Annotated in this window: 12 protein-coding genes, 2 other RNA genes and 1 riboswitch; all 14 genes read right to left on the bottom strand. The window is 32.1% G+C overall.

The genetic code is table 11. The annotated features are described in order from the left end of the window. Positions 1 to 131: 131 nt before the first annotated feature. Positions 132 to 1,679: a glycoside hydrolase family protein gene (locus tag KPL75_RS22070; protein WP_219917791.1), complete on the bottom strand. Its 1,548-nt coding sequence runs from the start codon at positions 1,677 to 1,679 to the stop codon at positions 132 to 134. Between the two features lie 91 nt (positions 1,680 to 1,770). Next, a complete protein-coding gene (locus tag KPL75_RS22065) occupies positions 1,771 to 2,823 on the bottom strand; it encodes a glycosyltransferase family 4 protein (protein WP_219917790.1) in 1,053 nt (350 codons plus the stop codon). Next, the gene (locus tag KPL75_RS22060) at positions 2,820 to 3,620 is read right to left on the bottom strand and encodes a glycosyltransferase family 2 protein (RefSeq protein WP_219917789.1); all 801 of its coding nucleotides are present in this window, start codon (positions 3,618 to 3,620) and stop codon (positions 2,820 to 2,822) included. The genes KPL75_RS22065 and KPL75_RS22060 overlap by 4 nt, the downstream gene beginning before the upstream one ends. Then, the gene (locus KPL75_RS22055; protein ID WP_219917788.1) at positions 3,595 to 4,809 is read right to left on the bottom strand and encodes an O-antigen ligase family protein; all 1,215 of its coding nucleotides are present in this window, start codon (positions 4,807 to 4,809) and stop codon (positions 3,595 to 3,597) included. The genes KPL75_RS22060 and KPL75_RS22055 overlap by 26 nt, the downstream gene beginning before the upstream one ends. Before the next feature lie 3 nt (positions 4,810 to 4,812). Next, positions 4,813 to 6,249, bottom strand: a complete 1,437-nt coding sequence (locus KPL75_RS22050; protein WP_219917787.1) for an oligosaccharide flippase family protein — start codon at positions 6,247 to 6,249, stop codon at positions 4,813 to 4,815. An 83-nt stretch (positions 6,250 to 6,332) separates the two neighbouring features. Next, the gene (locus tag KPL75_RS22045; RefSeq protein ID WP_219917786.1) at positions 6,333 to 6,971 is read right to left on the bottom strand and encodes a sugar transferase; all 639 of its coding nucleotides are present in this window, start codon (positions 6,969 to 6,971) and stop codon (positions 6,333 to 6,335) included. 18 nt (positions 6,972 to 6,989) lie between these two features. After that, positions 6,990 to 7,610 (bottom strand): CpsD/CapB family tyrosine-protein kinase, encoded by a 621-nt coding sequence (locus tag KPL75_RS22040; RefSeq protein ID WP_219917785.1) that lies wholly within the window; start codon positions 7,608 to 7,610, stop codon positions 6,990 to 6,992. Beyond that, positions 7,597 to 8,340 carry a YveK family protein gene (locus tag KPL75_RS22035; RefSeq protein ID WP_219917784.1) on the bottom strand — a complete coding sequence of 248 codons (744 nt, stop codon included), beginning with the start codon at positions 8,338 to 8,340 and terminating at the stop codon, positions 7,597 to 7,599. The genes KPL75_RS22040 and KPL75_RS22035 overlap by 14 nt, the downstream gene beginning before the upstream one ends. Continuing rightward, the gene (locus tag KPL75_RS22030; protein ID WP_219917783.1) at positions 8,341 to 9,534 is read right to left on the bottom strand and encodes an acyltransferase family protein; all 1,194 of its coding nucleotides are present in this window, start codon (positions 9,532 to 9,534) and stop codon (positions 8,341 to 8,343) included. A gap of 328 nt (positions 9,535 to 9,862) precedes the next feature. Next, positions 9,863 to 10,003 (bottom strand): FbpB family small basic protein, encoded by a 141-nt coding sequence (locus tag KPL75_RS22025; RefSeq protein WP_001228050.1) that lies wholly within the window; start codon positions 10,001 to 10,003, stop codon positions 9,863 to 9,865. A gap of 329 nt (positions 10,004 to 10,332) precedes the next feature. Next, positions 10,333 to 11,199: a 5'-3' exonuclease gene (locus tag KPL75_RS22020; RefSeq protein WP_128281589.1), complete on the bottom strand. Its 867-nt coding sequence runs from the start codon at positions 11,197 to 11,199 to the stop codon at positions 10,333 to 10,335. A 132-nt stretch (positions 11,200 to 11,331) separates the two neighbouring features. Further along, positions 11,332 to 12,057, bottom strand: coding sequence for a P-type ATPase actuator domain-containing protein (locus KPL75_RS22015; protein WP_219917782.1), 726 nt, complete (start codon positions 12,055 to 12,057; stop codon positions 11,332 to 11,334). A 351-nt stretch (positions 12,058 to 12,408) separates the two neighbouring features. Then, positions 12,409 to 12,572, bottom strand: a riboswitch (M-box (ykoK) riboswitch). Between the two features lie 313 nt (positions 12,573 to 12,885). Further along, positions 12,886 to 13,069: non-coding RNA, 6S RNA (gene ssrS, locus KPL75_RS22010), on the bottom strand. A gap of 21 nt (positions 13,070 to 13,090) precedes the next feature. Then, a non-coding RNA gene (ssrS, locus tag KPL75_RS22005) (6S RNA) lies at positions 13,091 to 13,273 on the bottom strand. Positions 13,274 to 13,281: the final 8 nt, after the last annotated feature.

Raw genomic sequence — 13,281 nt, 5'->3', positions numbered from 1 at the left:
AGAAAAAGCTTGTAGTTCGGATAATATCCAAACTACAAGCTTTTTTCATTCTACAGACTACACGTCCTCTTTTAAAACGAATTCATCACACCACCTAATACTTGTACAACTTATGCAAAGAGAAGAGCATCTCAAGTTATTTTAGTTGTAATAAGCTGGCCCGCTTCATTTATAGTAACTTTCCATTGTACTCCACCAGCAGTTTTCATAATTACACCTTTACTCGCTTCTAACTCAATATCTCCAAACATTCTTCCACCAGTTGTTGCTAACCAAGCATTTCCATTTTCCATAGAAGACCTTGCAAAAATGCGATTAATTCGAAAACGCTTATGGTCTTGAGCGTAACCACTCAATGTAATTCTTACTTTATATAACTGATTAGCTTTCATATTCGATATAATTGTATCGCCAACATTTAATGGAACATCTGCCGCGATAATCCAATTCCCAGTTGCACTTAATGCATATTCAATTTTAATTTTCTTTGGGCTCTCTCCCCATCCAAAGTACATCCCAATACAATTCAACATTTTAATCGGATTTTTCGTAAAGTCCAGTTCAATAACAACTGGATTACTATCTGGAACATCGATATAATTCACACTTTGTTCATCTATTAAATTAAAACAATTAGCGATATTTCCTCCGTAAGGTAATTTCCCACTTACTTGCTTAACACTATACTTCAGCTGAGCATTTACTAAAATATCATCTTGATTTCCTATTAAATGTGGTTTATTCAGCGTCAAAGGTAACTGAATCCGAAGTGATTCTTCATAAGCAGACTTACAAACATTGTATTGTCCGTTATCTACAATAGTTGTTGAAAGTAAATTTGAAAAAAGGTAGTTACGATGGGAATTAGAAGAAAATTCAATTACTATTTGTTCACTACTCATCCTGTACGTATCCCAAATCATACAGTTAAATGTATTATAAGCACCTGAACAACGAATTGCTTTTTTCGTTTGTTGTCTACATTGCACTTGAATATCATGAAACGTATTTCCTGAACTTTCATTTGGTAAATCACTATTCCCATCTACTTCTATTCCATACTGACATCCATCAATAAATATAGATTGAAATACATTTGCGTTAATCCAGCAAGGTGTATTTATATTGTCTATATATTCCGTTTTTAAATATATTGCAGTTTGAAAATTTTTAACTTGAACATAGTTAACTTGAAAGAAACTAATATAATCCCACGCTTTTTGACAATAAAAATGTATAGCTTTTCCTTGATATGATGGTGTTGTATTTATTATATTTATATTTGATATGACAGATTGATTAGGCACTTCTATTTGTTGTGAACCGGAAACATAAATAACAGATGACTGAAATACTTGATTAATAACTTGAATAGTACCGCCAGTTATAGAAGCATTACTTTGTAACTCAAACGCATTAAAATCTCCATCGATTTGCAGCGTTACGGTAGGATCTAACTCTAGTCTTACGTTGGATTTAATAACAATCGGCTTCAATATTTTATACGTATTTACCCCTGTAATTCTTACCGTCGAAATTCGGTTCGCTACACAATAATTAATCGCTTGTTGAATCGCTAACGAACTATCACTTCCTGAATTCGGAACTGCACCAAAGCAATCAATATGAACACTATTTTCTGGCGTACACTCCTCTTGTGAAGAAATATATTCTGACAAAATAAATTCACTCCTCATATTGCCTTTTTCATATAATATGTGAGTTCTCTCTTAAAAGTTTGTATCATAAAAAAACAAACGACCTCCACGGTCATTTGTTTAATTCATATATATCCTTCGTTTCTTCTACCATTTTAGTTAACGAGAAATTTCTTTCCGCTTTTTCTCGCGCTTTCACTCTAATATAATTCACCTTTTCTTCATTTCCTTGTAATTCCTCCAGCACGTCTGCAAATTCAGATTCACAATATTCAGATATCAAAACACCTGATTCTCCATCTATTACCGCTTCATTTATTCCGCCGACATCTATTGAAACAATTGGTGTTCCTGTAGCCATTGCTTCAATTACTACCATTGGAAATACTTCACGAAAAGATAATAAAAGTAATACATCCATATTTCCTATAAACTTATGTGGCTCTGAAATATTTCCTAACATCTTTAAACTTTGTTGCAAGTCATATTTTTCTATTTCTTTCATAATAGATTCTTTCTCTGGTCCATCACCAGCAATATAAAACATAAAATCATTTCTCTTTTTCAACACATTTGCAATTTTAACAAATAGTTGATGATTTTTCTCCTTGGATAATCTAGCTAATATACCTACTTTGTAAGTAGATTCTTTCTTTTTCTGCTGGAATAAAAATTTTTCAATATCCACACCGTTATAAATTGTCTTTACTTTCTCTTCAGCTACATGAATTGAAATTAAGTTATTCTTTTCAAATTCACTTACTGTAATAATATTGTTCACATATTTATTCATGACATAACGAAAAAGAATTGGCATTTTCTTTTCTAGTATCGTTACATTATGTTTCGTATACACGATTTTTATCTTTTTTTTCATAAACTTTTGAAGTAGAAAAGCATATAATACCATCCGCAAACTATTTGCATGAATAAGTTCTATTTTTCGTTTATAAATCTCTTTTCGTAAGTAATAAATATTTCTCAAATGATTCCATCGACTAAGTAACATGAAATTTTCTTTTCTAGTAAGAGATTGATATAATTCTCCATCACCTGCAGCTGTATAAACCGTAATGTTTTCATATTGCAAATTGTTTTCCAATTTACAGAAGTAACTCTCGGCTCCCCCAGTTATCAATTTATCTGTCATCAACAATATATTCATACTTGCGTCTTCCCAACAACATTGATTTTATTTTTTCTATAAGCATGATAAGCATACTTACTAAAATAAAAAAAGGTTTGCAATGAATTAAGCGATTTTTGTGCTCTTAATAGCTTCCAATATCGGAAGGCTGCTCTTATTTTATTTCTCGAAACAGAATTTGTAACGATTCTATATTTCGCTAACACTTGTTGTATCCCTTTCGCTTCATATCCTTTACTTAACAAGTTCAGCCATAATGCTGTATCTTCAGGCTGCACACTAGGCATTTCAATACAAGGAATTTTCTCACGATCAAGCATCACTGTTAAACACCCAATAATTGTGTTTCCTACTAAATAATGATAATCAACAAATTCCGGTACGTTCACCTCTTTGTTCAGATCATTACTATTTTCATCCATTAAACTATAGGACGTATACGAAAACGCAGCATTCGTTTCTTCCATAAATAACAATTGCGTCTCCAATTTATTGGGTAGCCAAATATCATCACTATCTAAAAAGGCAATATGCCTTCCTCTCGCTTTTTTAATCGCTATATTCCTAGCTTTAGCAGCACCCATATTTTCTTCTAATGATAATAACCGAATTCGCGAATCTCCTTCTATCATCTCTTTAATTTTTACAACTGAGTGGTCCGTTGAAGCATCATCAACGATAAGCATTTCCCAATTTTCATAAGATTGACTCTGCACAGATGTGATTGTCTCACCAATAAAACGTAAACTATTATAAGAAGGTGTTATTATAGAAACACAAGGCGCCTCGTTATGTACTGATAGACACTTTACCATCTATCATTCCCCTTCCTTCATATGTTGAAATGTACCTCACAGCAACTGCTAAAAATAGAAAGAAAGCTTCGTTAATAATAAGTGACAATGACATCATCTGAAATAAAAATGCAATCATAGTCAATAAAAGATATGGCTTTTCACAAAACAAGTTATACTTAGTCAACTTCACCATTAGAATGCATAAAAAAGCACTATATAAAAGGAAACCAATTGTACCCGATTCAGATAAAATTTCTAAAAATGTATTGTGTACATATAGTTTTTCATTGAACTGATACTCATAATAATTCGAAAAATTAAAAGCACCGATACCGATATATGGATTAGATAAAAAATATTTGAAAGCAGCTTCCCATAGTGTAAATCTGCCACTCCCATTATCGTGCGAAAAATCAGAAATCCGATCATGTAATATATCATCTAGTTTTCCACCCATTACTACATTCGCTAAACTAAAAATAACAATACTAAACAATACTAAACCCATTATTATTTTTACTTTTTTCGCAAAACTGGCCATGCATACATATACAAAAATGACAAGCACAATTGCTAAAATACCACCTCTTGAAAAAGTTAATAAACTCGTTGTAACACATAGAATTAACCCTATTACATTGGTTATATTACGTAAATTTGTCATATAGTACATGAAAAATATTGTATTATAAAAAATAAAGATGTTGGGATCGTCTAATAATCCAATTAACCTCGGATATCCTCTATCTACTAATAATCCAGCATAAACCTCTCTCTCTTCCCCACCATATAATCCAAAATATTGTAATCCGATTATATAGAGTATAAGACTCACAATATTAAATACTAATCCTGCATAGACAATGGATGATTCGAGCACTACTATTTCGGTATTCCCCAATAAATTTCTCATTATAAAATAACACCCTAAAACAAGAAGCACACCAAAAATCATACGAATACTAGCACTTAAATATACGGAGAGAATACCACTTAAACAATAAATGAAATAGAACAGTAAAAATACCACTTCATGAAAATATAGCTTTTGAATATGAAAGTCTTTAATTGTTAAACAAAAATAAATGACTAAGAAAATCATATATATTTTCAAGGAAAATCCTATATATATATTGTATTTACTTAACATAACAAACAAGATTAAAAGAAAAATCCATTTCATCGAAATTTGCATATTATTTTCCATAGGCTATATCCCCTGTTTCGTAATATAATCCTTTTCTCGTGTCTTTCGTATAAACGAAAGTATAAGTTTTTTCAACTCATGATCATATAGGAATATACCAACTACTACGATAAACGTATGAACTACAAGTGCAATCAAATTGTACGTATGCAACATATATTGCACTCCTATAAAAGTTATGCCAAAGTAAGTTGTATACGGGATTACAATTTGAAATACAATTTTTTTCTTCACTACACTTATTGTTATATATCCAACTAAGGCCACTATCTCAAATAAAACCATAGCATAAGCTGCCCCTATAACTCCCCAGATACTACTGAAGCTGTATAGCATAATTCCACCAATCACTAAAGCAACACACTGCACGACAGTTCTTTTCTTTTGCCCCCCACTCGTTGTTAAACCATCAGCGATAGCAATATTTATACTTTGTAACACAATAAGAAAAGATAATATTTGAAGTGGCTCTACTACATTACTCCATTCCTCATGAAAAAATATAGAAATAAAATATGGCGCTAAATTATATAAGCCTATCGTCATACATATACCCACAACTGCCATTGATTTCATTTGAAGCATATTTAATTTCGTATGCTCTTCTAAATTATTTTGGTTATAATGTTTAAAGAGCACTGGGAAAAACGCTCCTGCAATTACCCCCGGCACTTGGTATAAAGCTGCTGGCATCCGATAAGCAACCGCGAAAACACCTACCATACTTAATGACAATGTATAGTTGAGTAAAATAGGTGCTAATTGTGGCGTACTTATTATTAAAAACCCACTTACAATAAAAGGTGTTAATTGCCAAAATAATCCTTTTTGAACTATTACTTTCATATTCATATTCGTTTTTCTTCTCATTACGTAAAAACTAAATAAACCACCGATCATATAACCAAAACCATATAAACGAGCCGTTATATACACTGGTAGTTCTCCGAAAATACAGAAACATGTAATTATGATGACAATAGATGCTGATACAACTTTAATAAGGGCTATATATTTCATACGTTCCATCAACTGAAAATAAGCAATCCCTATATTTTGCCACATTAGTCCTATTAACATTAAGAACATTACGTTCAACATCATATAAATTAAATCCTTATCCTCATACACAAAATGAATAGCTATATAACCAATTACCGAAATGACAATTAGAAGAATCATCCTTATCTTTATATACGAAGATAAAATTGCCTCTAAATCTACTCCTTCCATTGCTCCTTCTCGAAGAAATGTATTACTAAGTCCTAAATCTGTAAAAAATAACATGACAAACGTTAATGCGATTGCAACACTAAACATCCCGTAATTTTGTGCATTAAAAAAGTTGGCTAAAGCAATTAAGCTAATGGCTTGAAGAAGATTAGCTAAAATCGTACCATAAAATAGATGTACAATATTGTTTAGAATGGATCTACCCATACCAGTTCTCCTTTGCATGTAACCTACTTAGATTCGTTGTATATTCATCTATTATTTGTATAAAAACATATTTACTATATTTTTTATCTTGCACCATTCCCATTCAATACAATTAAAACAGTTTTACATAAAATACGAATATCCATCCTAATCGTTTTCAGTTCAATATACTCTATGTCTAATTTCAACTTTTCTTGCGGATCAAGATTATATCCTCCATTTATTTGTGCCCAGCCTGTTAACCCCGGCTTCACCATTAAACGATGCTTAAATTCTGGAATATTAGCATCAAATTGATTATAAAAATACTCCCTCTCTGGTCTAGGGCCAACAAAAGACATATCACCTTTTAAAATATTTATAAGTTGTGGTAATTCATCAATTCTCGTTTTTCTTATAAATAATCCAACCTTTGTAATTCTTGAATCATTTTCGTTTGCCCATTGCGGTCCGTTCTTTTCAGCATCCTTTATCATCGACCTTAATTTAAATAAATCAAACTTCTTTCCATTTATTCCTAAACGCTCTTGAAAGTAGATTGGAGCTCCAGGTGTTTCTAAAGCAATCAAAATACAAAAGAACAACATAAGTGGTAACATTATTAGTAACAATATGAGTGAAAATATTATATCAAACAAGCGTTTTACACTTCGATTCAAAATGCTATCCTTTTCTTGAGCCGGAATAGTATACAACTTAGCTTGATTTGTTTCACGAATCATGGATCGTTACCCCCATATTCAAGAATATAAAACTATACCGATTAAATCACATTCTTTCCTCTTTATATCCGTTATTACTTTTTGTACTGTACGTAAGGAATCTTTTCGTTTTTTGACTGCCAAGACTACTCCATCGCATTTACCCGCAATAATGTGCGTAGCAGGAAGCTCAAATACTTCAGATGAATAAAAGAAAATGTAATCAAAATCTTCTTTCCACTTAGCAATTACATTATCAAATTCATCCATAGCAACTAAGGGCGTTCCGCTGTGTACTGTTTTTTTTGCAGGAATACAATACAAGTATTTAGACAAATCACTTGAAAAAGTTTCATAATTACATGGAGGGGAGCTTATTATATCGTTTACTGTTGTCATATGATCGCTTTGTAATAGTAGATGTAGTTTAGGGTCCGAAAAATTCACATCGATAAGTAACACCTTTTTTTTCATTTCCGCAAACACTAGCCCCATATTTACTATAAGCGAGGCAACGACGCCTCTGTCCTTCGTTGAAATAACTGAGAATAGTTGTTTTCCAGATTTTTTCAACTCGTGATATACAGTATAAAACTGCTCTTTCATCAGAGCATCATGCGGATCGAATGGCAGCTTTTTCTTTGTCTTAAACATCGACATGTTCACCTCGATATATAGATGATTGCTTATCAACCTCTGTAGGTTTCTTTTTTCTTTTCGGTTTCATATTTATATGACCAATAACAGAGACTGTCGTTATTTTCTCTAAATCCTGTTCCACGTATATACGTTCATCAAAATAATCTCGAAATACAGCTAAACCTACACCAACAAAAAAACTAACAATTAAAGAGATAGGAATGATAAGTTGAAATTTTGGAAACAACTTTTCAACTTCTTCCTGTAACTCTCGGTCAGTTAATATTTTTACTCCCTGTACATTCGTATACTGTTGAAAGCTTTTTTGAGATTGTTCTGCCAATGAATTTACAATTTCTTTCACGATTTTAGGATCCGAATCTTTTACTGTAACAGTAACAATTTGTGAGTTGTCCGTATTCAACACCGAAATTTTTTGTGCTAATTCATAACTTGATTGTTCTAATTTCAAAGTGTTTTTTACTGTCGAAATAATAAGTGGACTTTTTAATATGTCAACAAACGATGTTACAAGTTGCTTATTTTCTTGTGTTTTATTCGTTGTATTTTCCTTATTAAACTCATCTAAATTTCCAACAAGAATTTGCGCTGAATATTGATACGACGGCTTTAGCACATACATAGAAATAAGAACTAGAGAAACGGTTAAACAACACATCGTCAAAATGATCGTTACGAATCTTCTTTTCAATAACTGTTGAAAATCTTTTATACTCATTTCTTGCTTCAATTATTTCACCGCCTTTGTCTGAATAACATCCTGCACGTCATTTTCTACAACTAACTCTTTCTTCTCTCTATCCGCTCGTTTTGTTACATACTTTCCGACTCTAAATGCAAATTTTTCTACAAATACATACGAAATCGTTGCTAGTATAAGCGAAAGAATAAGCGACAAAATTAAAACAATAGGTAACGGTAATATTTCATGGAGCACGTATATAAGAGAAAATAAAGATGTGATATGGTATAAATAAAGACTGTAAGAAATTTTTCCCAAATATAACAAGTATTTATTATGCAGCAAGGACGACAAAGTTGATACTGACAAGCTTAATATGACAAATAGACATGCACTTATCGCTACTACGTAGTCTCGAAATATAAAATTATTGAGCACTTTAATTTCTCCAATAAGCCCTTCATACATATAAAGTAAAATCGCAAATAAAAACCATGTAATTTTCGTATTTTTAGTACAATTACTATAAAAAGCCATTAAATTATTTTTATACTTCGCAACTAGTGCTCCTAGTAAAAACAGCACTGTGTAATGCAACGTTAATACATAGCTTGTTAATGTTAAACTCGAGCGAAATAAGAATAATATCACGACAGAACATATACTAAAACTAAACAATGATAGTAATGAACCCCTTACTGTTTTCCGTAAACAAACCATCAAAACTAACGGAAAAATTATAGATATTCGCATTTCATGTACAAGTGACCAAATCACACTGTTATATGTATCTGTATTATATTTCCCAACCAATAAAACATGCTGTGCTATTAGACTTGAAGAACTTTCAATCGTCCATGAGCGATTAAACCATTCGCTTAAATAAGAAATACCATATTTACTTATTGTAGTCTGGCATATAATAGCTATGACTATTGCCACAATATACGGAATATATATTCTGCATATACGTTTTAAAAGGTATGATCCATAGCTACTATATGTTTTTTGAATAGATTCATACAAAACAAATCCACTCAAAACAAAAAAGATAATAACAGATTCGTTACCACTACTAAAAATAAGACGTGCAGGCGTTTCTTTTAATAGATATACAACAAATGGTTTATTATCTTCATAACTGTAATTTTGAAATGCTGAGAAAATCATCAAATGATGACCAATCATTACTACCAATGAAGAAATTCCTCTTATAGAATCCAGTTCTTCATGCCTCTCCATCGTTTTACATCAACTCCTAATGAAATGATAGTAATCATTTCAAAGCGACATCTTTATTCATATTCCTCTCCTTTCTTTTCATTCCAATTTTTCATATTAAAATGATTTTATAGTATAAATTTGAGTGTATTGTAACATTTTTTGTAATATTATGAATAGTGAATCCTAAAAATTGGTATATACCAATTTCAACCTCGAAAAATGGGTAATATTGTTAGAAAAACACTATAAAAATATGTTGCATATTTACAAAATTAAAGAGAGGACTAGTGTTTTTTCAATATAAAATAAAAAAGATAGCCTGTATAGGCTATCTTTTTTATTTTATTTAATTATTAGCGCCATTATATGCTACATGTCGTTTCTCAATCCGTTCTTCAATTTCTTTCATATTCTCTTTATTAGTTAGTAGGGATTGTTTATTTTCTATTAATAATTGTTTAAAGGATTTTCTCACTTTTTTTCGCATGTTTATTTTCCTCCTTGGGGGATGGTTTATATAAAAGATAACGTGAAACTTTAATCAATGAGAGGATTTACCCTCACTGATTATTAGCCTACATCAATCGGGCCTTTACAGGGAGTTACTCTTCCATCATCACTCTTTATTCAGCTATAATATTGATATAGAAGTCCCACCGCCCGTTAATGCGGGATAAGTAATTATCTGTGTAGACTTATAATAATTGATTGTTGTGAAATCCATTTGAACTTCACATGAAAATTCCGTTTATTTTCTGACAACTTTGTGAACAAAAAAAGAAAGACCGATTCATTCTAAATCGGTCTTTCTAGTATTTATAACATGTTTATTAATATTTCAGGTCTTCCCCAATTCATTTCTTCGCAAACGAATCGTAGTTTTTCTTCGTTCATTGTGTGTAATCCTTCTTCTAATGAGCATGAAATTGGAACTTCACAATGAATTTGCGCTAATTGTAAAGAGATATTTAAATTCTCTAAATCACTTTCAATTTTTGTGCGCTGGGCTTTCGTTAATGATGCTATATTTTCTAGTACTGCCGATACTGTGCCGTATTCTTGGATAAGCTTATACGCTGTTTTTTCACCAATACCTTTTACACCCGGATAATTATCACTTGTATCTCCCATGAAAGCTTTCGCATGCACAATTTGCCAAGGTTCTACACCTTTCTCTTCCATGATTTTTTCCGGTGTGTAATACTCGTAATTTCCAATTCCTTTACGAAGAAGCATAACTGTAACATTCGTATCAACAAGTTGAAGTAAATCTGTATCACCTGTCAAAATATAAACTTCCGCTTCATTGCAATATTGTTTTGCAAGCGTACCAATACAATCATCCGCTTCATAACCTTTCATACCGATCACAGGCATAGATAATTTCGCAGTCATTTCTTGTACTAAATCAAATTGCGGAATTAATTCTTCCGGCGGTGCTGCACGATTCGCTTTATAATTCGAGAAAGATTCCGTTCTAAATGTCGTACTTCCCATATCCCAGCACGTTACAATGTGCGTTGGTTCGATTGCTTGTGTTGCTGTTAATAAATGCTTCATATAACCATGAATCCCATTCGTCGGGGTACCATCTTGTCGTTTCATAAATTGTCCATATACACTTGTTGCGTAAAAAGCACGAAATAATAGTGCCATACCATCAACTAATAATACTTTTTTCATAATTCCTCTCCTACTAACAAAAAATAATAACCTCACGTTATCACGTAAGGTTATATATAGATTACCATTCTACGTTTTTATTCAACTTTGTCTATTATACATTGTTTTTGTATATTTAGCATCATTAACACATTAAGACATTCTACCGCAACAAGTATGAAGTATTCCTGAATACGTATTTTTACCTGTCGAAACAACTACAGCCTTTGCATTTCCGTCAACAATATACGTACCTTTGAAACATACATTTTCAAGTTCAAGTGGATTATAGTCTTTCATCCGTTTTAATGGAATAAATCTTTTACGTTCAAGATGATAGCAACTTTCAAATTTCTCAATACTCGCATCGTTTCCTGTCAGCACAGATTCATTTACTAATAAATCATTTGCATAAATAATACGTACATCTGCCGGTACTATATCACCTTCTTCAAGAAAAATCATATCTCCAGGTACAAGCTCTTGTACTGGCAATTTCATCATTTTTAATTCACTGTTTAACCCTGTTACGCTAGAGGCTTCTACTCTAGAAACAGTAACTGTTTCACATTGTAATTCATCACGTACATTTTGTTTAGAAAGACCTGGAATCATTCCACTTAGCTTTATCATTACTTCCGCAATACGCGCTCTTTTTGAAATTAATTCATTTCGGCCGTATACTTGAATACGTTTTTGTGCTTCTTTCACAGATAGTCCGTCTCTTGTTGTTTTAAAATACGCAAATACAGATTTTACATCTCTCGTTGCAATTTCAATTAATAAATCTTTATTTTTTTGGAGCATTATTTGTTCTTTTATTGATTTTTTACTTAGTTTATATGACGTGTTACCCACAGTTTTGTTTGCATATAACATATTATCGTCTCCTCCTTTATAACATAGGAAGAAACGCTTTGTTTCTCGATTTATCCACTTTACCGTGAAAATGTCTAGCGCTTAAATACTCGAATAAACGCTACATCATGATAAATATAGAGGGAGGAACAAGTCGTTTCCTGCCTACATCATATATTTTTGATTTGAAGCATATGGGTAACGGAACCGAGTCAGAATTTGACATGCTCCTCACCTCCTCGTTTATTTTTTAGTTATAATCTATACTATGAAATTACTCATAGCTTTGTAACAAAAAAGACCCTTACTCATAAGAGAGCAAAGGTCATTGCATACACAAATAAGCGATTCCTAATATAATTAGAAATCTACGGACCTCTCCCTCGTCGAGTTTTAGCACTGTATAGCATAGGTTCATTACCAGCTACGTTAAGAAAAACCTTAATTCGATCATTCCTGTTGACCCATTGGCGTCTCTCGACATTTTTGGGCAGTAGCATTTCTCTATACAGGAGCCTCACCTAACAGAGACTTATTTTAATTACATAGAAAATGTTACTCTTATTTAAAATAGATGTCAACACTTTGTATGGAAACTTTTCCTTACAAGTTCAATTATGACAGAAAGTAAAGATGTTTGGAATTACGAGGATATCTTACCCTCTCTCCATTCAGATATTATATATATTCAACAGGATGGAATACATTTGGAATTCACCCTAGATTCAAGAGAAATTGATTAAGACCGCAAGTGCTATATTTATTATGGGAACTTTACAGGTAAATCGAGATAACATGAGCATATTTATTCAACAAAAAAACCTTACGTATAAAACGTAAGGTTTTTTATATAGTCCCACATATGCCGTTATCTATAGATGTCCATAAACCTGCTCTCACAGGTGGATGTTCTCACAAATGTTTGTAACTTCCTTCTTAAAAAGATGGCCTGCTATCTACATTTAAATATTGAACTTCCATATTATACTTATTGGTTTAAGACATACACAAGCTACGTACACCGTAGGAATTTTATATAATATTAGTTGAAATAAGACCCCCGCAAGTGCCGTCCCTCGTAAATGTCCAAAAACCCGCTACTCGCAGGTGGATGCCCTCACAGTTACCGTATATCTTCCTCCACAAGGAAGGCTTGATAATGGTCACTAAATATTGAGCTTCCGTAAAACTAACATCGGTTTTAGACATAAATAAGTTACGCACACCGCAGGATGTATTATTTAC

Origin of the sequence: Bacillus sp. NP247 (genome assembly GCF_018966865.1) — a bacterium.
GTDB lineage: Bacteria > Bacillota > Bacilli > Bacillales > Bacillaceae_G > Bacillus_A.
This window is presented reverse-complemented; position numbering and strand designations above follow the sequence as displayed.

Coding starts and splice junctions, on each gene's coding strand:
- KPL75_RS22015 (WP_219917782.1), bottom strand. CDS start 12,057: ATGTTATATGCAAACAAAACTGTGGGTAACACGTCATATAAACTAAGT.
- KPL75_RS22065 (WP_219917790.1), bottom strand. CDS start 2,823: ATGAATATATTGTTGATGACAGATAAATTGATAACTGGGGGAGCCGAG.
- KPL75_RS22020 (WP_128281589.1), bottom strand. CDS start 11,199: ATGAAAAAAGTATTATTAGTTGATGGTATGGCACTATTATTTCGTGCT.
- KPL75_RS22030 (WP_219917783.1), bottom strand. CDS start 9,534: ATGGAGAGGCATGAAGAACTGGATTCTATAAGAGGAATTTCTTCATTG.
- KPL75_RS22025 (WP_001228050.1), bottom strand. CDS start 10,003: ATGCGAAAAAAAGTGAGAAAATCCTTTAAACAATTATTAATAGAAAAT.
- KPL75_RS22040 (WP_219917785.1), bottom strand. CDS start 7,610: ATGTCGATGTTTAAGACAAAGAAAAAGCTGCCATTCGATCCGCATGAT.
- KPL75_RS22055 (WP_219917788.1), bottom strand. CDS start 4,809: ATGGAAAATAATATGCAAATTTCGATGAAATGGATTTTTCTTTTAATC.
- KPL75_RS22050 (WP_219917787.1), bottom strand. CDS start 6,249: ATGGGTAGATCCATTCTAAACAATATTGTACATCTATTTTATGGTACG.
- KPL75_RS22045 (WP_219917786.1), bottom strand. CDS start 6,971: ATGATTCGTGAAACAAATCAAGCTAAGTTGTATACTATTCCGGCTCAA.
- KPL75_RS22060 (WP_219917789.1), bottom strand. CDS start 3,620: ATGGTAAAGTGTCTATCAGTACATAACGAGGCGCCTTGTGTTTCTATA.